The organism is Pseudomonas sp. Root569 (genome assembly GCF_001427465.1).
Classification (GTDB): Bacteria; Pseudomonadota; Gammaproteobacteria; order Pseudomonadales; family Pseudomonadaceae; genus Aquipseudomonas; species Aquipseudomonas synxantha.
Map to the genome: position 1 here is coordinate 247,341 of NZ_LMGQ01000029.1, position 19,824 is coordinate 267,164.

A 19,824-nucleotide genomic window follows, 5' to 3' on the forward strand; every position below is an offset into this window, starting at 1 on the left:
AAGTCGCGGGTTGACGTTGCGCGGAAAAATGCTGCCTCAACAGCAACCCAGTGCAAATGTGGGAGGGGGCTTGCTCCCGATTGCGGCAGGTCAGCCAACCTCTCAATGGCAGATACACCGTTATCGGGAGCAAGTCCCCTCCCACATTGGATGTGTGTTGCTGGTTTTAAAAAAGCACTGGTAGATGCAAGATGTAGCCAGTAGGCTACAGGCGGACAAAAGATTCTCGATGCCCTGAGAGGTCAATGACATGAGTAAGTCGACGTTCAAACCAGAGGACATGCCGATCCTCGAGCTGGATACATCCGGTACCAGCGCCTATGAGGCTTTACGCTTCCTTGATAGCCCGGAAACCATCAGTGCCTATCTTGCGCAAAGCATGGCGTGCCATGACCCGCAAATCCTTATGAAGGCGCTGGCCGAGGTTGCCAAGGCCCAGGGTGTGAACAAAGTTGCCGAAGCGGCGGGGGTGAATCGGGAGAGCCTGTATAAAACCCTGAAAGGCGGCTCAAAGACGCGTTATGAGACGGTCCAGAAGCTGATGTTGGCTTTAGGGGTGGAACTGACGGTGCAACCGATTGCCGAGACCGCAATTAAAAAAACGGCCGTCATTGGCAAAACCTGATGGACCCAAAAGAGGACGGTTTATTTGATTGAAAATAGAGACGTCCCTTTTTGTCCACAGAGGGCCATTCCCTTACGAACGGGATCAAACGATTTAAGAGAGAAGCAGAGTTGATGTGCGCCTGGTCTTGTAGGAAATTGACCTCTGGTAGCGTAAGGCTATTCCCATTGTACTGGTTATATATCCAGTGTTTTCAGGTCGGCGCGCTCATGAAACGAAAATGAGTGAAAAATGGGCCAGTGGCAAAAAAAAGCAACTCCGTTAGGTTGAGGTCCTCTCCTTCAAGAAAGGAGAGTTCTTAATCAAATCAATGGAGTCACAAAATGAACAAACCACAAACCCAGACACCGCTTCGCCATGGTCGTGTCACATCCCCTTCCAGCCGTGGCGCAGTCGCCGTGGATCTTGGCCTGCTGGAGACCTGGCAGGTCAATGAGATGGAAGGCGGCAAGAACTTCCCGGCACTGATGGCCGGTCCGTTCCAGGCGCCTTATCAAACCGACAGTGACAGCGTCACCCCACCAGCCGACGGTTTCATCCTCAGCGGTGGCAAGACCGATGCCCGTGACTGCATCAACTTCACCAGCGAGGAAATGGCCAAGAAACTCAACCGCGCCTTCACCTGGCCGTTGCTCAATGTCGAGCCGGGTCAGACCTTCAAGGTCACCTGGGCATACACCGCGCCGCACACCACCCGTGGCTATCGCTGGCTGATCACCAAGGATGGCTGGGACCCGAAACAGCGCATCACCCGCGCACAGCTGGAAACCCAGCCGTTCGCCGAAGACTTTTATGCCCAGGTGCCGTACTACAGCCATGCAGGCGAACTGAAGGCCAAGGTCAATCATGAAGTGAAACTGCCGGCCAACAAAAAGGGCCAGCACGTGATTGTATTGATGTGGATCGTCGCCAACACCGGCAACGCCTTCTATCAAGCTTTCGACGTGGACTTCAAATAAGCCCGCATCATTAAACCCACAGGTTCTGAAGGATTAGAACATGTCAAATATCGACTTTACCTCACTGCAATCGCCACTGAACGATGCCGCTTCGCTGATGCCCAGCATTGCCGGCAAAAAGATCCTCATGGGCTTCTGGCACAACTGGCCTGCCGGCCCGAGCGACGGCTACCAGCGTGGCCAGTTCGCCAATATGAGCCTGGCGGATGTACCAAAGGATTACAACGTGGTGGCCGTGGCCTTCATGAAGGGCAACGGTATCCCAACCTTCAAGCCGTACAACCTGTCCGACGCCGAGTTCCGTCGCCAGGTGGGCGTGCTCAACAGCCAGGGCAGGGCTGTGCTGATTTCCCTTGGCGGCGCCGATGCGCACATCGAACTGCATAAAGGCAACGAACAGCCACTGGCCAACGAAATTATCCGCCTGGTGGAAACCTATGGCTTTGATGGCCTGGATATCGATCTTGAACAGAGCGCGATTGATTTCGCCGACAACAAGACTGTCCTGCCCGCCGCGTTGAAATTGGTCAAGGACCACTACGCAGGTCAAGGCAAACACTTCATCATCAGCATGGCGCCGGAGTTTCCCTACCTCACCACCGCTGGCAAATACGTCGGTTACATCCAGGCGCTGGAAGGCTATTACGACTTCATCGCCCCGCAGTATTACAACCAGGGTGGCGACGGGATCTGGGTGCAAGAGGTCAACAACGGCAACGGCGCCTGGATTGCCCAGAACAACGACGCGATGAAAGAGGACTTCCTGTTTTACCTGACCGAAAGCCTGGTGAGCGGAACGCGCGGGTTTACCAAAATCCCGGCAGACAAGTTCGTCATTGGCCTGCCCGCGAACGTCGACGCGGCTGCCACCGGTTATGTGATCAACCCAACAGCCGTGACCCGTGCGTTCAAGCGTTTGTACGACAAAGGATTGTCGATCAAGGGCCTGATGACCTGGTCGGTGAATTGGGATAACGGGGTCAACAAAGACCACGTGCCCTACAACTGGGAGTTCAGCCGCCGTTATGGGCCGTTGATCAATGGCACTGCTGTCTCTGGCCTTGAGGAGGATACGGCGGATCTCGAGGTCGCCAATCAGCAGTAGCGCAAAGAGACCTCTGGCAGACGTGCCAGAGGTCAAACAGCTAAGCTTCTGATCTGACTGAAATCCGATGCCTGTTTGGGCATCGGATTTTTTGCGTCACGCTCAAATTGCGCTGAGCGTTCATAAAGCCGATTTACCGCACCAAACAAGGCCGCTTGTTATCAAAGCCCCAACCCGGGATCAAGAATTGCATCGCCACACTGTCATCCCGCGCCCCAAGGCCCATGCCTTTGTACAGCTCATGGGCCTTGGCCACGGCTTCCATATCGATATCCACACCCAGGCCCGGCTTGGCCGGCACCTTTACGTAGCCCCCTTCAATCTTCAACGGCTCCCGCGTCAGGCGCTGGCCGTCCTGCCAGATCCAGTGGGTGTCGATGGCGGTGATCTCACCCGGTGCGGCCGCGGCCACCTGGGTAAACATCGCCAGGGAAATATCAAAGTGATTGTTGGAGTGTGAGCCCCAGGTCAGGCCCCAGTCGTTGCACATTTGTGCGACGCGCACCGAGCCTTGCATTGTCCAGAAGTGCGGGTCGGCGAGGGGGATGTCCACCGATTGCAGCTGGATGGCGTGGCCCATTTCGCGCCAGTCGGTGGCGATCATGTTGGTAGCGGTTTTAAGGCCCGTGGCGCGGCGGAATTCGGCCATGACTTCGCGGCCCGAGTAGCCGTTTTCTGCACCGCACGGGTCTTCGGCGTAGGCCAGCACATGATGCTGGTCACGGCAAAGGCGGATGGCTTCTTTGAGTGACCAGGCCCCGTTTGGGTCAAGGGTGATGCGCGCATCCGGGAAGCGTTCGGCCAGCGCGGTGACGGCTTCGATTTCTTCATCGCCACTGAGCACACCGCCCTTGAGCTTAAAATCGTTGAAACCGTATTTGGCCTTGGCGGCTTCGGCCAGGCGCACCACGGCGTCAGCGGTCAGGGCTTTTTCGTGACGCAGGCGGAACCACTCATCATCGGCGTCGGCCTCGTTGCGGTAGGCCAGGTCGGTAGCGTTGCGATCCCCCACATAGAACAGGTAGCCGAGCATTTTCACTGCGTCGCGCTGCTGGCCTTCGCCAAGCAAGGCCGCCACCGGCACTTCGAGAAACTGGCCCAGCAGGTCGAGCAGTGCGGCTTCCATGGCGGTGACGGCATGGATGGTGATGCGCAGATCAAAGGTTTGCAGGCCGCGACCAGCGCTATCCCTGGATGCAAAAGTGCTGCGCATCTGGTTGAGGACGCGCTGATACTGGCCAATCGGCTGGCCGATCACCAGGCTGCGGGCGTCTTCCAGGGTTTCGCGAATGCGTTCGCCGCCGGGCACTTCACCGACGCCGGTGTGGCCGCTGCTGTCCTTGAGGATGACGATATTGCGCGTGAAGTAGGGGCCGTGGGCGCCGCTGAGGTTCAGCAACATGCTGTCGTGGCCGGCGACCGGGATGACCTGGAAATGGGTGACTACAGGGGTATTCATGGCAAGGTCCTTATAGACGCTCAAAGGGATTTGCTGATGGCGGCGCCTGACGGTACGGCGCTAGGTGAGGCCAACACGGCAGAGGGTGAAGTCTTGGCAAAGAACACCAGAATGGCCGCAAGCACCGAGGTACCGGCCAGGCCATACAGCCCGCCCTGGATCGAGCCGGTGGTTTGTTCCAGAAAGCCAAAGGTGGTTGGCGCCACAAAGCCGCCCAGGTTGCCGATGGAATTGATCAGCGCGATCACGGCGGCGGCGATGCGCACATCCAGATAGCCCTGGGGAATCGGCCAGAACAGCGACGATGCGGACTTGAAGCCGATGGCCGCAAAGCAAATCGCGACGAAGGCGAAGATCGGCCCGCCGGTGGTGGACATGAACATCCCGGCCGCTGCGATCAGCAACGCCGCGGCGACCCAGGCCTGTTGGAACTTGAACTTGCCGGACAGCGCCGCGAACGCATACATGGCGATGATCGAGATCAGCCAGGGGATCGAGTTGAAGAAACCCACCTGCACATCACTCAGGTCACCCATTTTTTTGATGATGCTCGGCAGCCAGAAAGTCGCGGCATAGATCGTCAGTTGAATGCAGAAGTACAGGGCGCAGAACAGCAGGATCTGGCGGTCCTTGAGCAGCTTGCCGATGGTCGGTTTCACCGTGGTCAGGGCTTCACGTTCGCGCTGTTCCTGGTCAATGGCGTCAACCAGGGCGTCCTGTTCTTCGCGGGTCATCCACTTGGCATCATGTGGCTTGGAGTCCAGCCAGAACCACACAAAGAAGCCCAGCGCCACCGAGGCCAGGCCCTCGATGCCGAACATCCATTGCCAGCCGTGCAAGCCAAAACCATCGATCTGCAGCAACGCCCCCGACAACGGCCCGGAGATCAACGACGCCACCGCCGAACCACTGAGGAAGATGGCGATGGCTTTACCACGCTCCACACCGGGCAACCAACGGGTGAAGTAGTAGATCACCCCCGGGAAAAAGCCCGCTTCGGCTACGCCCAGCAAGAAACGCAGGATGTAGAAGTGGGTTTCGTTCTGGATAAACGCCATCAGCGTGGCGACGATGCCCCAGGTGAACATGATGCGGGTCAGCCAGATACGTGCACCGACTTTTTGCAGCAGCATGTTGGAGGGCACTTCGAACAGCGCGTAGCCGATGAAGAACAACCCGGCACCAAAGCCGTAGGCCGCCGCGCCAATGCCCAGGTCATGCTCCATGTGCGTGCGCACGAAGCCGATATTGACCCGGTCGATGTAGTTGAGGATGAACATGATGACGAACAGTGGCAGCACATGGCGCTTCACTTTGCTTACGGCGCGGGCGAGTACCGAATCACGTTCGAGTGCGGCGGATGCTGGGCTTGAATGGCTCACCATTTGAAAACGTCCCCTGATTGTTTTTATGCGGGTTAGGTGTTTGTTGCCAGACATCATACAAGTGCTTTTCTGAGTATCGCAATGCTCAGGTCAGTGATTTTGTGTTTATAAGGGCCAGGTTTAGCTGCGTGTTTTGGTTATTTGTGAGTATTTGTTGGGTTTTAACGCTGCGGTGAAGGTGCAGTGGTAAGGCGGCTCTTTCAGAGCGAAACAGTTGATAAAAAGGGTGCGTAGTGGTGTTGTCATACAAGTTGAGTATTTTTCAGCAATGAGGTGTCCTTTGCATTCAGAGTGATAAGCTCCCTCCAGCCCAAGCCCGTGGACCGTGACAATGCCCATTGAAAGCACAACACCTGTGCGTAGACGTTCAACCAACCTGGCCCAAGGCGTGGTCGAGTCGCTGACCCAGCGCATCCTGCTCGGGCAACTCAAGCCGGGTGAAAAGCTGCCGTCTGAATCCACCATCGTGCGTGAACACGGGGTGAGCCGTACCGTGGTGCGCGAAGCGCTGTCCAAGCTGCAGGCATCCGGGCTGGTGGAGACCCGTCACGGCATCGGCACCTTCGTGCTGGAGCAGCACACGCAGCCAGGCTTGCGCCTGCATGTGGACACGGTCGCCAGCGTGCGCAACATGCTCGAATTGCGCCTGGGCCTGGAGGTGCAGGCCGTGGCCCTGGCCGCGCTGCGCAGGAGCGACGCGCAACTGGCCCACATGCGCCAGGCCCTGGATGACTATCAAGCCTCGTTGGCCAACAACGACAGTTGCGTGGAGGAAGACAAGCGCTTTCACCAACTGATCGCCGAGGCCACCGGCAATCGATTTTTTACCGACATCATGCTGCACCTGGGCAGCGGGATGATCCCGCGCACCCAGGTCAAGGCCGCCGAGCGTGGCGGCGCGGATTTTGCCAAGCTGGGGCACCTGGCGAACCTGGAGCATGAGGCGATCTACAATGCGGTCAAGCGCCAGGACCCGGACGCCGCACGGGCGGCCATGGTGCTGCACTTGACCAACAGCCGGGATCGATTTTCCGGGCAATCATAAGGAACCACCGTTGAACCAACACACCTTGTCCATGCGCCTTGAGCGTGTGGCAGCGCATGTGCCGACCGGCGCACGCCTGGCCGATATCGGCTCGGACCACGCCTACCTGCCGGTGGCCTTGATGCGTCGTGGCGCCATTGCGGCGGCCGTGGCGGGGGAGGTGGCCGCTACGCCATTTCACGCAGCCAACCGTACCGTGAACGATAACGGCCTGGCGCAGCACATCACGGTGCGCCTGGCCGACGGCTTGGCGGCCATCGAGCCGGCTGACGCAATCACCGCCATCAGCCTGTGCGGCATGGGCGGCGAGACCATCCGCGACATCCTCGACAGCGGCAAGGCTCACCTCAATGGCCGTGAACGCCTGATCCTGCAACCCAACGGCGGCGAGCAGCCGCTGCGCCAATGGCTGATGGACAACGGCTACCAGATCCTCCATGAAGAGTTGCTGCGGGAAAACCGCTTCTACTACGAAATCATCGTCGCCGAACCCACCGAGACGGTGACCTATACCGCCGAGCAGCTGTACTTCGGCCCGTTGCAAATGCAGGCGCGCAGCCCGGATTTCCTGGCGAAGTGGCAACGTATAGTGCGCGAGAAACGCAAGACACTGGCCAGCCTCGAACAAGCGCGGCAGGCCGTGCCCGAGCAGAAAGTGCAGGAGATCGTGCAGCAGGTGAAGTGGATCGATCAGTTGCTCGCCTGAGCCACATTCACGGCACTTCACCGCTACCCTGTAGTCTTCTCCTAAATCCCCCAAGGTGTTGCCCGCTATGATCACTGTTCACCACCTCAACAATTCCCGCTCACAACGTATCCTGTGGGTGCTTGAAGAACTGGGCCTGCCCTACGACATCAAACGCTACCAGCGCGACGCCAAGACCAACCTGGCGCCACCTGACCTCAAGGCCATTCACCCCCTGGGCAAATCCCCGGTGATCGAAGACGGTTCCCGCGTGCTGATCGAATCCGCCGCAATCATCGACTACCTGATCCGCCGCCACGGCAACGGCCAACTGCAACCCGACCCGGCCACCGACGCCTACGACAGCTATGTGCAATGGCTGCATTTTGCCGAAGGCTCGGCCATGCTGCCGTTGATGCTCAACCTCTATGTGGGGCGGCTGGGTGAAGCGGGTGCACCGCTGCATCCGCGGATTGAATCGGAGTTGGCCAACTACCTGGGCTACTTGAATGATGTGCTGGGGCGCACGCCGTACCTGGTGGGCGACGAACTCAGCGGTGCGGATATCCAGATGAGCTTTATCGGTGAAGTGGCCCAGGCCCAGGGCAAATTGCAGGCGTACCCGAACCTGGCGGCGTGGGTCAAAAAGCTCCAGGCGCGCCCGGCTTACCGCAAGGCGGTGGAGCGGGGCGGGGAATATGCGTTCGCCAAATAGCCAGGCTTGAGGAAGACCAATGTGGGAGGGGGCTTGCTCCCGATAGCGGTGGGTCAGCAACAAAAATGCTGACTGACAGACTGCTATCGGGAGCAAGCCCCCTCCCACATTTGGAACCAATCCCGTGTACGGTAGGTGAACCTTCGAGTTCTCCAGCGCTCACTTAAGAGGTGGCACTGGCTTTTCTCGAAAGGAATCTGCATGCACTCCACCTCGGCAACCGTCCCCGTAGAACGCGAACTGAGCCTGCGGGCGGTCATCACCGGCATCGTACTGGGGATATTGCTGACCCCTTCCAACGTCTACGCAGGCTTGAAGATCGGCTGGTCATTCAATATGTCGATCATCGCCCTGTTGATCGGCTACGGAATCTGGCAAGGCCTGGCCCGGCGTTCCGGCGAGCACCTGCCGTGGACCCTGCACGAGAGCAATATCAACCAGACCGTGGCCTCGGCCGCCGCTTCGATCATTTCCGGCGGGCTGGTCGCGCCCATCCCGGCCTATACCTTGCTCACAGGCAACCAACTGGCGGCGCTGCCGATGATCGCCTGGGTGTTTTCCGTAAGCTTCCTCGGGATCTGGATCGCATGGTACCTGCGGCCTTCATTGCTCAATGACAAGGCGCTGAAGTTTCCCGAAGGCATGGCCACCCTGGAGACCCTCCTGCACATCTACAACCACGGGCGCGAAGCCGCAACGCGCTTGAAAGTGCTGCTCGGCGCGGCATTGTTGTCCGGACTGGTCAAGTGGGTGGATACCTTTATGTGGGCCTTCCCGCGCTGGTCGCCAAGTGCCCAGTTGGAGCGCCTGACCTTCACCGCAGACCCTTCGCTGCTGTTGCTGGGGTTTGGCGGCATTATCGGCATTCGCGTGGGCTTGACCCTGCTGCTCGGCGCCCTGCTCGCATGGGGTGGGCTGGGTCCGTGGCTGTTGGCGAACGGGCTGGTGAGCCTGCCCGCCGGCAGCAGCGGCCCGCAGTTTGCGGTGCTGGTGGAATGGCTGTTGTGGCCGGGGGTGAGCCTGATGGTGTGTTCTACCCTGGCGTCTTTGGCGATCCGATTATGGGCATTGCATCGCTCGACCCGAGCAGCTGGCGGTACGCCGTGGACGGTGCCCAAACCTGGACCAGCCGCTGGTTTTGCCCTGGCGATCGTGCTGGTGGTAAGCCTGCAAGCGCTGCTGTTCGGCATCAACCTGGGCATGGCGCTGCTGACCATTCCCTTGGCGATCTGCCTGGCCGCTGTGGCGGCGCGGGTAGTGGGGGCCACCGGCATTCCACCGATTGGCGCCATCGGGCAACTGTCCCAGCTCAGTTTTGGCATCGTTGCGCCCGGCCAGGTGCCGATCAACCTGATGAGCGCCAATACCGCCGGCGGTTCGGCGGGGCAATGCACCGACTTGATGAATGACTTCAAAGTGGGCAAGGCGATTGGCGCTACACCACACAAGCAAGTGATCGCCCAGATCCTGGGGATTTTCGTCGGCAGCATCGTCGGCGTGTTCGCTTACCTGGCGTTGATTCCCGACCCTCAGACCATGCTGCTCACTGAAGAATGGCCGGCCCCGGCGGTGGCCACCTGGAAAGCCGTGGCTCAGACCCTGACCCATGGCCTGGATTCACTATCGCCGAGCATCCGCTGGGCCATCGGCATTGCCAGCCTGTTCGGCGTACTGCTGGGCCTGCTCGACAGCACGCTGCCGGCCCACCGTGCGCGCTATTTGCCGAGCGCGGCAGCCTTGGGCCTGGCCTTTGTCCTGCCCGCCTCGGTGTCGCTGATGATGGCCCTGGGCGCGGTGATCACCTGGGCGGTGAGTTGTCGCTGGCCGAGCGTGACGCAACGCTTTGCGATCACGGCAGCGGCAGGGTTGATCGCCGGGGAGAGCATTACCGGCGTGGGCGCGTCGTTGTGGCAGATGCTGGGCAATGGCTGAGCGGCCCACGTGGATTTACAACTCTTCACGACTTCAAAAGGCTCATCGTTATAGGCTTGGCGCTGCGACGTTTGGATCAACCCCTTCAACTGACCGTTGAGCCTACCCCATGAAACTGCCCGCCATCGCTGCCACGTTGCTTGCCTTCGCTACGCTGCACCCTTTACCCGTACACGGCGCAACGCCCATCACCCATGTCGCCATCTACCGTGGCCCTGCGGGTTGCGCGGACTGCTCGGAAAACGTGAAAACTGCCTTGCAGCGTCTTAACCCGAATTACCAGATCGACTTCGTCGGCGCCGACGAACCCATCGACATCACCCCACACACCCTGGCCCGCTACGACCTTTACGTACAACCCGGCGGCGGCCAGGACATCCCCGGCGCCCTCGACAGTCTCGGCGATGAGCGTGCCGAGGCCATCCGCGACTACGTCGCCAAGGGTGGCCGCTACCTCGGCCTGTGCATGGGCGCCTACCTCGCGGACGACAACAACCTCGGGCTGATCCCCCACGCGCTGGACACCGAAGCCGGCCGCCCCGGTTTTGAAGTGACCGGTATCGACGACGCTGCTGTGCGGGTGACGTGGGCCGGCCAGGCTGATCATGTGTTCTATCAGGATGGCCCGTACTTTCCCAAGCCCAGCGCTGACGCGCCCTACAAAACCCTCGCCACCTACCACAACGGCGATGTAGCAGCGGCGCGCTACGCCTACCAGAAAGGCGTTGTGGTGCTGAGCGGGCCACATCCGGAAGCCGGCCAGGAGTGGTTTGAGAATGCCGATATCCCACTGGACAAGATGCCGCGTGGGGAGCTGTTTGGCGCGCTGATTCGCAGCGTTCAAGAGTAAGACGCGGCACTCGCTGAACCCGTGCATCGCCATCACCAATGTCGAGATCAGACACGATGATGGCGTAACCAGGCTACTTGTACCGGGCCTCACGCACTTAAGGTGAGGGTCATTGGCCGCCTGAGCACAACAAAAACAATGATTAGCCTGACTCCCAACGATTCCACCGGTCAGCTGGCGCAGGGCTTCAAGCCCCGCCATGTGACCATGTTGTCCATCGCCGGCATCATCGGCGCGGGGCTGTTTGTCGGCTCCGGACACGCCATCGCCGCCGCCGGGCCGGCGGTATTGCTGGCTTATCTGTTCTCCGGCCTGCTTGTGGTACTGGTGATGCGCATGCTCGGGGAAATGGCGGTGGCGCGCCCCGACACCGGTTCGTTTTCCACCTATGCCGACCAGGCCATCGGTCGCTGGGCGGGGTTCACCATCGGTTGGTTGTACTGGTGGTTCTGGGTGCTGGTGATCCCCATCGAGGCGCTGGCCGCCGGGCATGTGCTCAACCAGTGGTTCCCCCAGGTCGATGCCTGGCTGTTCGCCTTGCTCTCGATCATCCTGCTGGTGATCACCAACCTGTTCAGCGTCGCCAAATACGGCGAGTTCGAGTTCTGGTTCGCCATGGCCAAGGTGATTGCCATCGTTGGCTTTATTGGCCTGGGTTTCAGCGTGCTCATGGGCTGGATCCCGGATCGTGAAGCCAGCGGCTTGAGCCGTTTGATGGAAGAACACGGAGGTTTTGCCCCCAACGGCCTGTCGGCGGTGGTGGGCGCGTTCATCACCATCATGTTCAGTTTCATCGGCACCGAAGCGGTGACCATCGCCGCAGCCGAATCGAGCAACCCGGCGCAGAACATCGCCAAGGCCACACGCTCGGTGATCTGGCGCATCGGTGTGTTCTACCTGTTGTCGATCTCCATCGTGATTTCCGTAGTGCCCTGGAACGACCCGCTGCTGGCATCCGTGGGCTCCTATCAGCGCGCACTGGAGCTGATGAATATCCCCAACGCCAAGTTCATGGTCGACGTGGTGGTCTTGATTGCGGTGGCCAGTTGCATGAACTCCTCGATCTACATTTCCTCGCGCATGCTGTTCTCCCTGGGCAAACGCGGCGATGCGCCACGCGCACTGAAAATCACCTCGGCGGCGGGTGTGCCCAGGGCAGCGGTGATCGCCAGCACCATCATCGGCGCGGGCATCACGCTGCTGAGCTATTTCATGCCGGCGGGGTTGTTCCAGTTCCTGCTCGCCAGCTCCGGGGCGATCGCGTTGTTGGTGTACCTGGTGATCGCGATCTCGCAACTGCGCATGCGTCGGCTCCTGCTTCGACAGAACATCGAGTTGACCTTCCGCATGTGGCTGTTTCCCTGGCTGACTTACTTGGTGATCGTGTTCATCTGCCTGGCGCTGGGGGTGATGATGGTGACGCCGGAACACCGCACCGAAGTGTCTTCGACCATTGGCCTAGCGTTGGTGATTTCCTTCATCGGCCTGGTCACGGCGCGCCAGCATAATCGGGCGACCAAGCCGGTTGCGCTCGAACAGTCCTGATCCTGCGTGGAGAGTCGCCGTGATGGACGCTGACGCGCCGGTTTGCCAGACCATCGGCTTTTTGCTGCTGGACCAGTTCACGCTGATATCGCTGTCGTGTGCGGTCGAGCCGTTGCGCATGGCCAACCAGTTGGCCGGCGAAGAACTCTACCGTTGGCAGACCCTGAGCCTCGATGGCAGGCCGGTGTGGGCCAGCGATGGTGTATCGGTTACGCCGGATGCCTGCGCGCTGGATCAGCGTGGCTTCGACGCGGTAATCGTGTGCGGTGGCATCGGCATTCAGCAGGCCATCAGCTCTGCCCACATAGCCTGGTTGCGCAGCCAGGCGCGCTTGTATTGCAAGCGCCTCGGTGCGGTGTGCACCGGCAGTTGGGCGCTGGCCCAGGCGGGTTTGCTCGACGGTTTCCAGTGCAGCGTGCATTGGGAGCTGATGGCGTCGATGCAGGAGGCGTTCAGCCGCGTGCGGGTCAGCTCCAGCGTCTTCACCCTCGATGGCAACCGCTTCACCAGCTCCGGCGGCACCGCCCCGCTGGACATGATGCTGCACCTGATAGGCCGCGACCACGGGCATGAGCTATCGGCGGCGATTTCGCAGATGTTCGTGTACGAGCGCATTCGCAATGAACGCGACCACCAACGCGTACCGCTCAAACACCTGCTCGGCACCCAACAGCCGAAGCTGCAGGAAGTGGTGGCCTTGATGGAAGCCAACCTGGAAGAGCCCATCGACCTCGACGACCTGGCGGCTTATGTGCAAGTGTCCCGCCGCCAGTTGGAGCGCATGTTCCAGAAGTACCTGTACTGCACGCCATCGCGCTATTACCTCAAGCTGCGCCTGACCCGTGCCCGCCAATTGCTGATGCAGACGCCGATTTCGATCGTCGAGCTGGCGGTGATCTGTGGCTTCGTGTCCACGCCGCACTTCTCCAAGTGCTACCGGGATTTTTTCGGCGTGGCCCCTAGTGACGAACGCTTGGACATGCGCCTGCACCCGCCCGCCGCAGTGCGACCGGTGACGCCAGCCCCAGTATCGGAAAGGCCCAAGAACACATTGGAGCAGGCGCGCGACGAGCCGACGTTTGCGAGTGTGCAGGTTCAAAGACGATAAGGCCGCGGTGATAGGTATAAGCACAACTTTTTTGCGTACGCCGCTGGCCCCTGTGGGAGGGGGCTTGCTCCCGATGGCAGTGGTTCAGTCAACACATGCAGTGACTGACAATCCGCTATCGGGAGCAAGCCCCCTCCCACAGGGTCCAGCGGAGTACCTAAAGTCATGCGCCTCAACGTTCAAATCCACTGGTCATTCAACGCGGTACGCTCACCACCCTCATTCCCGGTATTCAGGATGCCCCGCGGCTCGATCATCATCAGCTTGGCTTCTCCCTCGGCCGCCGTCCTGTGCTCAATGCCACGCGGCACCACATACAACTCACCCGGCGCCACGTACACAGGGCCGTCCGGCAGGTCGATGCGCAGCGTGCCTTCGAGCACCAGGAAGGCCTCGTCGGTTTCCGGGTGCGAGTGCCAGATGAATTCGCCTTCGATGCGCACCACCTTGAACTGGTAGTCGTTCATTTCGGCGACCACCCTTGGGCTCCATTGCCGGTCGATGAGCGAGGCTTTTTGCGCAAGATTTACAGGCTGTGCTTGAGTCATGCTGGATCTTCCTGTCGATGAGAAGGCCAGACTACCCAGGCAAGCGCTCAGCAGGCTTGTACGATCCTGCAACCTCAGCGCACCCGCGTACGACTCTGCACCGCCAGGTCCAACGCTTTTTGCATATCCAGCCGTGCCGAACGGCCCACGTCCTTGTCATTGAGTTGGTAGTTGCGCTCTGACGGCAGGATGGGCGCCGTGAGGTCCTGGGCATCGCTGCGTTCGAAATCATGGTTGTCGCCAATCGCCATGGCGCTGCGGCGCAGCAGCATGCGCAGTTGTTCGGGTTCCAGTTGCGGGTTGATCGACAGCATCGCCGCCAGCAGGCCTGCGACCATAGGCGTGGCGTAGGAGGTGCCGCAATGCACCGCGCCTTCCTCGCCGGCAGTGGCGGTGGAGGCATGGGCGCAGGCGGCGGCGGTGATGTCTACGCGCATGTCGACATTCGAAGAGCTGCGTGTGACGGCGTAAGCCGGGTCTTCAACGGCAATGTCGGTGCGCTGGTTGCGCTGGTGCGCGCCGACCACCAGCAGTTGTTCGGTGATGAAGGAGGAGGGCAGGCGGTAGTCGTCACTGCCCGAAAACGCCGAGCCATTGCCGGCGGAGTTCACCACGATCACGTCGGGATGTTCCTTGCGCAGCCACAGGAAAAACTCTTCCAGCAATTCTTCATAGCCGCTCATGGCGATGCCCGAGCGCACCAGGGAATCGACGTCGTTGCCATTGACGTCCTTGGTGCCGACGCGATGAATGCCCCAGCTCCAATTGAGCACGCGCACGCCGTCTTCCACCAAGTTGACTGACGCGGCGATGTTGGCGGTAATGCCGGCATCAGAGTTGCGGTCGACAATCACCTCGAAGCCATCGCTGGCCTTGTCCAGCCCGCGCAGAAAGCCGCTGTTGCCGCCATTATCCCAGCCTGCCGCGAGTATGCCGGTGACCGTGGTGCCGTGGCTGTCCGGCGCCTGCGTATCGCGGGCATACACGCAGGTGCGTTTGGGCGAGCAGGGGCCGAGGTAGTCGGCAAAATCCGCGGTGTCGAAATCCACCCCGCGCTCGACCACGCCGATGCGTACCGGTTTGGGCGGTATAGGCGTGTGCTGCCCGGGGATGCGCCGCTGGTAGTAAGCCACGGCGTCAAGAAAGCGGTTGGCGGCCCATTCATCAGAATCTGGCGCCGGCTTGTTTGGCTTTTCAGGGCGGGCCTGTTCGGCTTCTTCGGCTGCGGACTCTTCGATGACCACCGCATCCACGCTGGTCTCGCTGCCCAGGCGCAGCACCAGTGCATCGCGTTGCATCAGGTCCTTGGCCGGCAGGCGCAGTTGGTAGACATTCAGCGGCGCAATGCTGCCCACCACGGTTGCGCCGTACTTGCGCGCCAGGCGCTCGGCTTCCTGGCGACCCTCGTGGTCTTCTTCAATCAATACGCTGACCAGATCGACATAAGTAGTCAACCCATCCATGTTCTTGGCGACTTCACTTGGCCCAGCGGCTACTACCTGGCTGTGGCGCAGGGTCAGCCAGGCCGCGTTGCTGGTACGCGGGCCGTCTTCCAGCCATAGCGGGCCGCTCTGGTAGGTGGCGCTGTCCAGGTGCAGGCGCAACTGGTTGCCGTCACGCTGGAGGGCCTTCGCCGGCAATGCCTGGCCCGCCAGTTTCAACTGCGGAGTGGCAGCGCCGAGGCCGCGCACGGTCAGGCACCAGTGTTGCTGACGGTTGTCCAGCAGGTCGCCACATCGCTTGAGGTTTTCCAGGCGCAATGGCTCCTGGGCTGCGGTATACGAACTGGCAGTCAAGGTGAACAAGCTGAGGAGGGCGGCGCAGCGTAACGACATGAGCAGGGTTCCTTGCCTTTATGGCCTGCTGTTCCGACTGCACCAGGGCCTGCTTCGTTCAGCCTGCGCAACTGAACTCCCGCTGCGCGGGCTGACTCATAACCAAGGAGCATGTGCACAGGATGGATGTGGCAATGACCCGACAACAGGCACTCAGAAGCGAAATGGGCACGGTCTTCGAAACCGACCTGCCCGCACGTCTCGACCGCCTGCCCTGGGGCCGCTTCCATACCCTGTTGGTGTTTGCTCTGGGCATCACCTGGCTGCTCGACGGCCTGGAAGTGACCCTGGCCGGCTCGGTCTCCGGCGCCTTGAAGAACAGCCCAGAGCTGCGTATGAGCAACCTCGATATCGGCCTGGCCGGCGGCGTCTACATCGCCGGCGCCGTGCTTGGGGCCCTGCTGTTTGGCTGGCTCACCGACCGCCTGGGGCGGCGCAAGCTGTTCTTCATCACCCTGTGGCTGTACATCGGCGCCACCGCCGCCACGGCGTTTTCCTTCAGCCTGGAAACCTTCCTGCTGTTCCGCTTCCTGACCGGCATGGGCATCGGTGGCGAATACACCGCGATCAACTCGACCATCCAAGAATTCACCCCGGCGCGTTTTCGTGGCTGGGTCGACCTCACCATCAACGGCACCTTCTGGCTCGGCGCGGCCCTCGGTGCCGGTGGCGCGATTGTGCTGCTCGACCCTCAAGTGGTCGGCGGCGACCTTGGCTGGCGCCTGTGCTTCGGCATCGGCGCCGCCCTGGGCTTGATCATCCTGGTGATGCGCCTGTGGCTGCCCGAGAGCCCGCGCTGGCTGATGATCCACGGCCGGCACGACGAAGCCCGGCGCATCGTCGAAGGCATCGAAGCGCGCCTGCGCGACACCGGCCACACGCTCCCCGCCGTCACTGGCCCAGCGCTGCGCCTGCATGCCCGCGACCACACGCCCCTGGGCGAGATCTTCCACACCCTGTTCGTCAGCTACCGTCGCCGCGCCCTGGTCGGCATGACCCTGCTCACCGCCCAGGCGTTCTTCTACAACGCGATCTTCTTCACTTACGCCTTGGTGCTCACGGACTTCTACCAAGTCCCTGCCGAAAAAGTCGGCTGGTACGTGCTGCCACTGGCCCTCGGCAACTTCTGCGGCCCGCTGCTGCTGGGGCGCTTGTTCGACGTGATTGGTCGCCGGGTGATGATCAGCGCGACCTACGCCATCTCCGGCGTGCTGTTGGCGTTGAGTGGCTACGCGTTCCAACAGGGCTGGTTCGATGTGACCCAGCAGGCGCTGGCGTGGATGGTGATCTTCTTCTTCGCCTCGGCGGCGGCGAGCTCGGCGTATTTGACCGTGGCGGAAACCTTCCCGCTGGAGATACGCGCACTGGCGATTGCGGTGTTTTATGCGTTCGGCACCGGGCTGGGCGGGATAATCGGCCCGACGTTGTTCGGGCAACTTATACAAACCCAGCAACGCGGGAGTTTACTGATTGGGTATTTGATCGGCGCAGGGTTGATGTGCGCGGCGGCGCTGGTGCAGGCGGTGTGGGGCGTGGCGGCGGAGCGCCAGGCGCTGGAGGCCGTGGCGCGGCCGTTGTCACAGGCTGAGGATTGAGAGGCGCATTCCCTAAGGGAATGCAGCAGATAAAATTAATGAATTTTTCTTATCTCTGTGGGTGACGTAATTTGCTTCAAGCCCACGGAGAACCGCCTTGAACTCGACCCCATCCAACCCTGCTGAAAAATTCGATACCTCAAGAGCCAGTGAATACGCACGCCAGAGCCGTATTGCCCTGGCGGGATATGACGCTTGCCAGGATCTGGCAGCCTGCATGCTGGCGGCAAGCCTTGGCGATGCGCCCTCGGCCAACATACTCGTGGTCGGCGCGGGCGGTACGGCGCAGGAGATCATAGCCATGGCCGGGCTCGAGCCGGGCTGGCGCTTCATGGCCGTTGATCCCTCCCAGCCGATGCTGGAAGCAGCAAGGCAGCAGTTGCAAGCCAACCACTTGCTTGAAAGAACCACCCTGCATCTTGGGCACCTCGAAGACCTGCCAGCAGATGCGTCATACGACGCCGCCACCTTGATCGGTGTACTCCACCATCTGGAGGGTGATGAGGCCAAGCGCCGGATTCTGCAATCGATACAGGCGCATCTCAAACCGGGCGCACCGCTGATTGTCGCGGGCAATCACTATGCTTACGCCAGCCAACCGTTACTGCTGGCGGCCTGGGGGCAACGGTGGCGCCAGCATGGAACCAGCTCGGACGAAGTAAAGGCCAAGCTCGGGAAAATCCTCCAAGGCGCCGACCCTCCGCATTCCGAAGCGGCGGTTCAGAAACTGTTGCACGACGCCGGGTTTGGCGACGCGACGCGTTTCTTCAGCAGCCTTTTCTGGGGGGCCTGGTTGACGTGTAAAGCGGGGGAGTGAAAGGCCGATTTCAGATCGCCCGCACATTGGCCAATCGCCGACGCCAATCGCCGCCATGCTGGTGATGGCATTCCTCTTCGGAGTCGAAACTGACGCAACGCACCACGTGCGTGACCTGCACGCCTGCGTCATTCAGTGCGGCGGCGGTCAGCTCGCGCATGCGTGCGTCGGCCCCGGTGGAGAGGGCGTGCTCCTTGCTCGCACGGCTGTCGAACACCCAGGTCACGCGCAAGCTCTGGGGGAAGGCGCGGTAGTCGACGGTGTGGGTCAACCAGTCGAAGCCCGGTATTTCAGCTTTCGCGATTTCGCAGGCTTCGGTCAGGGTTGCGATGAGACGGCGTTCAATACGTGCGTGGTCGCGTGAGGCAGGCGGCATAAAGGCTCCAACGGCTTATGGCTTGTCGCCCTCGCAAATGGCTTTCAGCCCCAGCACGGTAGTAGGCGTCGGGCCCAGATGGGAGGTTGTGCTCACCAGCATATTGGCGCCGGTGTCACCTTCCAAGCGATAAGGCTTGCCATTGCAGACCTTTGCGGCTTTCTGGTTGATATTTTCCAGCAGGCCTTCCCTGGAGTTGAAGATGCTGCCATGGCTGCTGATCATGTATTCACCCGGGGCAACTTCATTGGCGCCGGTGAATGTGCAGCCGCTCAAGGCCAGGGTGAAGCATCCAAGCGAGAGTAATTTTTTCAAGTCCGTGAATCCTGGGAGTGGGGTGGGGCGTCAGGCGATAGGCTGATCAGTGAGAGGGTTATTGCAGCGAGGGGCGCAAGCGTTGCCACTCATTCCAGCAATCCTCGGCAACGATGTCCGGGTAACCCCGCTCTTGTTCCATCGCCAGCGCGGTGGAGAAGGTTACCGCAATGCAAGTGGCTTGGTCGCGGATATCGCACACTTCGACCTCGCTGAGGGGAGCGCCTTTTTTCGATTCGGCGGCTGTCAGCACGGCGGCGAGGGCGGGGACGAAAACCAGGCAGAGGGGCTCGGTGGGCATCAGCTTTTTTCCTGAGTGGGGTAGGTGGCGCGCTTATTGTTCAGGGTTGATCAGTGATCTCAGCGTATGGTCCTCCCAGACGCCAGCAATTTTCAAATAGGCTCGCGCATAACCTTCCTTCTCAAACCCCAGCGACTCCAGAAGGCGTTCACTTCGCACATTGCGGGGTAAATGATTGGCCATGATCCGGTGAAGACCCAGTTGCTCAAAACAGTGACGGTTGGTGACCTGAAGTGTCTTTTTCATCAGGCCGCGACCTTGGACCGATTCTGCCAGCGAGAAACCGAGATGACAGGCCTGAAAAACCCCCTTCACGATGTTCGCGTAGTTACACCGCGCTAGAACCTCTCCGTTCTCGGACTCAAGCAAGAGGAAAAACAGAGCATTGCCAGCTTGCATACTGTTTACCTGCTGCTCGACCCTGGCCTTGGCGTTGCCCGTGGTGAAATATTCCTCGTCCCTGAGCGGCTCCCAGGGTTGCAGGTGCCTGCGGTTGACGCGTTCGTAACGGCTGATCCTCTCGAAATCGTCGCATGCCAATGGCCGAAGGCAGTGGCTTTCAACGCAATACTCCATAAACCCCTCCAGATTTATCAATGCCCCGACGCTGACTGTGTAGCCCTC

General features: G+C 60.5%; 19 protein-coding genes and 1 pseudogene. 12 read left to right on the top strand and 8 right to left on the bottom strand.

The genetic code is table 11. The features are described 5' to 3' along the window. Positions 1 to 280 precede the first annotated feature (280 nt). From ASD70_RS27705 to ASD70_RS27715, 3 genes and pseudogenes are all read left to right on the top strand, one after another. Positions 281 to 625, top strand: coding sequence for an addiction module antidote protein (locus ASD70_RS27705; protein WP_236708749.1), 345 nt, complete (start codon positions 281 to 283; stop codon positions 623 to 625). A 323-nt stretch (positions 626 to 948) separates the two neighbouring features. Next, positions 949 to 1,584: a lytic polysaccharide monooxygenase auxiliary activity family 9 protein gene (locus ASD70_RS27710; RefSeq protein WP_056847986.1), complete on the top strand. Its 636-nt coding sequence runs from the start codon at positions 949 to 951 to the stop codon at positions 1,582 to 1,584. A gap of 40 nt (positions 1,585 to 1,624) precedes the next feature. Next, a pseudogene (locus ASD70_RS27715) lies at positions 1,625 to 2,626 on the top strand (chitinase); the annotation flags it as partial. Between the two features lie 196 nt (positions 2,627 to 2,822). Here ASD70_RS27715 and gudD read toward each other — a convergent pair. Then, complete coding sequence (gudD, locus tag ASD70_RS27720; protein WP_056847988.1) at positions 2,823 to 4,148, bottom strand: glucarate dehydratase; 1,326 nt, start codon at positions 4,146 to 4,148, stop codon at positions 2,823 to 2,825. A gap of 20 nt (positions 4,149 to 4,168) precedes the next feature. Further along, positions 4,169 to 5,530, bottom strand: coding sequence for an MFS transporter (locus ASD70_RS27725; RefSeq protein WP_046072703.1), 1,362 nt, complete (start codon positions 5,528 to 5,530; stop codon positions 4,169 to 4,171). A 334-nt stretch (positions 5,531 to 5,864) separates the two neighbouring features. Between ASD70_RS27725 and ASD70_RS27730 the strand changes: the two genes are divergently transcribed. From ASD70_RS27730 to ASD70_RS27760, 7 genes are all read left to right on the top strand, one after another. Further along, positions 5,865 to 6,578, top strand: a complete 714-nt coding sequence (locus tag ASD70_RS27730) for a FadR/GntR family transcriptional regulator (protein WP_056847989.1) — start codon at positions 5,865 to 5,867, stop codon at positions 6,576 to 6,578. Positions 6,579 to 6,588: 10 nt separating this feature from the next. Further along, positions 6,589 to 7,284, top strand: a complete 696-nt coding sequence (locus ASD70_RS27735) for a tRNA (adenine(22)-N(1))-methyltransferase (RefSeq protein ID WP_056847990.1) — start codon at positions 6,589 to 6,591, stop codon at positions 7,282 to 7,284. 67 nt (positions 7,285 to 7,351) lie between these two features. After that, positions 7,352 to 7,978 (top strand): glutathione S-transferase family protein, encoded by a 627-nt coding sequence (locus ASD70_RS27740; RefSeq protein ID WP_056847991.1) that lies wholly within the window; start codon positions 7,352 to 7,354, stop codon positions 7,976 to 7,978. Positions 7,979 to 8,179: 201 nt separating this feature from the next. Further along, complete coding sequence (locus ASD70_RS27745) at positions 8,180 to 9,910, top strand: OPT family oligopeptide transporter (RefSeq protein WP_056847992.1); 1,731 nt, start codon at positions 8,180 to 8,182, stop codon at positions 9,908 to 9,910. 109 nt (positions 9,911 to 10,019) lie between these two features. Continuing rightward, a complete protein-coding gene (locus ASD70_RS27750) occupies positions 10,020 to 10,760 on the top strand; it encodes a BPL-N domain-containing protein (RefSeq protein WP_056847993.1) in 741 nt (246 codons plus the stop codon). Positions 10,761 to 10,898: 138 nt separating this feature from the next. Beyond that, a complete protein-coding gene (locus ASD70_RS27755; protein WP_056847994.1) occupies positions 10,899 to 12,305 on the top strand; it encodes an amino acid permease in 1,407 nt (468 codons plus the stop codon). 22 nt (positions 12,306 to 12,327) lie between these two features. Beyond that, positions 12,328 to 13,413, top strand: coding sequence for a GlxA family transcriptional regulator (locus tag ASD70_RS27760; protein ID WP_046071926.1), 1,086 nt, complete (start codon positions 12,328 to 12,330; stop codon positions 13,411 to 13,413). A gap of 179 nt (positions 13,414 to 13,592) precedes the next feature. Here the strand turns inward: ASD70_RS27760 and ASD70_RS27765 are convergent, their stop codons facing one another. Both ASD70_RS27765 and ASD70_RS27770 read right to left on the bottom strand, forming a co-directional pair. Continuing rightward, positions 13,593 to 13,961, bottom strand: a complete 369-nt coding sequence (locus ASD70_RS27765; RefSeq protein ID WP_056847995.1) for a cupin domain-containing protein — start codon at positions 13,959 to 13,961, stop codon at positions 13,593 to 13,595. A 74-nt stretch (positions 13,962 to 14,035) separates the two neighbouring features. Next, positions 14,036 to 15,796, bottom strand: coding sequence for a S8/S53 family peptidase (locus ASD70_RS27770; RefSeq protein ID WP_056847996.1), 1,761 nt, complete (start codon positions 15,794 to 15,796; stop codon positions 14,036 to 14,038). Between the two features lie 134 nt (positions 15,797 to 15,930). Here ASD70_RS27770 and ASD70_RS27775 point away from each other — a divergent pair, with 134 nt between their 5' ends. Continuing rightward, entirely contained in the window at positions 15,931 to 17,391 is a 1,461-nt protein-coding gene (locus ASD70_RS27775; RefSeq protein WP_056848037.1) for an MFS transporter, read from the top strand. A gap of 97 nt (positions 17,392 to 17,488) precedes the next feature. Then, positions 17,489 to 18,208 carry a class I SAM-dependent methyltransferase gene (locus ASD70_RS27780; protein WP_056847997.1) on the top strand — a complete coding sequence of 240 codons (720 nt, stop codon included), beginning with the start codon at positions 17,489 to 17,491 and terminating at the stop codon, positions 18,206 to 18,208. A 10-nt stretch (positions 18,209 to 18,218) separates the two neighbouring features. On the opposite strand, the gene ASD70_RS27785 is transcribed toward ASD70_RS27780, so the two are convergent. From ASD70_RS27785 to ASD70_RS27800, 4 genes are read right to left on the bottom strand one after another with little or no spacing between them, the layout of a single operon-like run. Continuing rightward, on the bottom strand, positions 18,219 to 18,584 hold the full coding sequence (locus tag ASD70_RS27785) for a hypothetical protein (protein ID WP_056847998.1): 366 nt from the start codon (positions 18,582 to 18,584) through the stop codon (positions 18,219 to 18,221). Positions 18,585 to 18,599: 15 nt separating this feature from the next. Beyond that, on the bottom strand, positions 18,600 to 18,899 hold the full coding sequence (locus ASD70_RS27790; protein WP_056847999.1) for a hypothetical protein: 300 nt from the start codon (positions 18,897 to 18,899) through the stop codon (positions 18,600 to 18,602). A 58-nt stretch (positions 18,900 to 18,957) separates the two neighbouring features. Beyond that, positions 18,958 to 19,200: a hypothetical protein gene (locus ASD70_RS27795; protein ID WP_046071931.1), complete on the bottom strand. Its 243-nt coding sequence runs from the start codon at positions 19,198 to 19,200 to the stop codon at positions 18,958 to 18,960. Positions 19,201 to 19,233: 33 nt separating this feature from the next. Then, on the bottom strand, positions 19,234 to 19,776 hold the full coding sequence (locus ASD70_RS27800) for a GNAT family N-acetyltransferase (RefSeq protein ID WP_056848038.1): 543 nt from the start codon (positions 19,774 to 19,776) through the stop codon (positions 19,234 to 19,236). Positions 19,777 to 19,824: the final 48 nt, after the last annotated feature.

Coding starts and splice junctions, on each gene's coding strand:
- ASD70_RS27730 (WP_056847989.1), top strand. CDS start 5,865: ATGCCCATTGAAAGCACAACACCTGTGCGTAGACGTTCAACCAACCTG.
- gudD (WP_056847988.1), bottom strand. CDS start 4,148: ATGAATACCCCTGTAGTCACCCATTTCCAGGTCATCCCGGTCGCCGGC.
- ASD70_RS27765 (WP_056847995.1), bottom strand. CDS start 13,961: ATGACTCAAGCACAGCCTGTAAATCTTGCGCAAAAAGCCTCGCTCATC.
- ASD70_RS27800 (WP_056848038.1), bottom strand. CDS start 19,776: ATGGAGTATTGCGTTGAAAGCCACTGCCTTCGGCCATTGGCATGCGAC.
- ASD70_RS27740 (WP_056847991.1), top strand. CDS start 7,352: ATGATCACTGTTCACCACCTCAACAATTCCCGCTCACAACGTATCCTG.
- ASD70_RS27770 (WP_056847996.1), bottom strand. CDS start 15,796: ATGTCGTTACGCTGCGCCGCCCTCCTCAGCTTGTTCACCTTGACTGCC.
- ASD70_RS27705 (WP_236708749.1), top strand. CDS start 281: ATGCCGATCCTCGAGCTGGATACATCCGGTACCAGCGCCTATGAGGCT.
- ASD70_RS27785 (WP_056847998.1), bottom strand. CDS start 18,584: ATGCCGCCTGCCTCACGCGACCACGCACGTATTGAACGCCGTCTCATC.
- ASD70_RS27750 (WP_056847993.1), top strand. CDS start 10,020: ATGAAACTGCCCGCCATCGCTGCCACGTTGCTTGCCTTCGCTACGCTG.
- ASD70_RS27710 (WP_056847986.1), top strand. CDS start 949: ATGAACAAACCACAAACCCAGACACCGCTTCGCCATGGTCGTGTCACA.
- ASD70_RS27745 (WP_056847992.1), top strand. CDS start 8,180: ATGCACTCCACCTCGGCAACCGTCCCCGTAGAACGCGAACTGAGCCTG.
- ASD70_RS27755 (WP_056847994.1), top strand. CDS start 10,899: ATGATTAGCCTGACTCCCAACGATTCCACCGGTCAGCTGGCGCAGGGC.
- ASD70_RS27760 (WP_046071926.1), top strand. CDS start 12,328: ATGGACGCTGACGCGCCGGTTTGCCAGACCATCGGCTTTTTGCTGCTG.
- ASD70_RS27795 (WP_046071931.1), bottom strand. CDS start 19,200: ATGCCCACCGAGCCCCTCTGCCTGGTTTTCGTCCCCGCCCTCGCCGCC.
- ASD70_RS27775 (WP_056848037.1), top strand. CDS start 15,931: ATGACCCGACAACAGGCACTCAGAAGCGAAATGGGCACGGTCTTCGAA.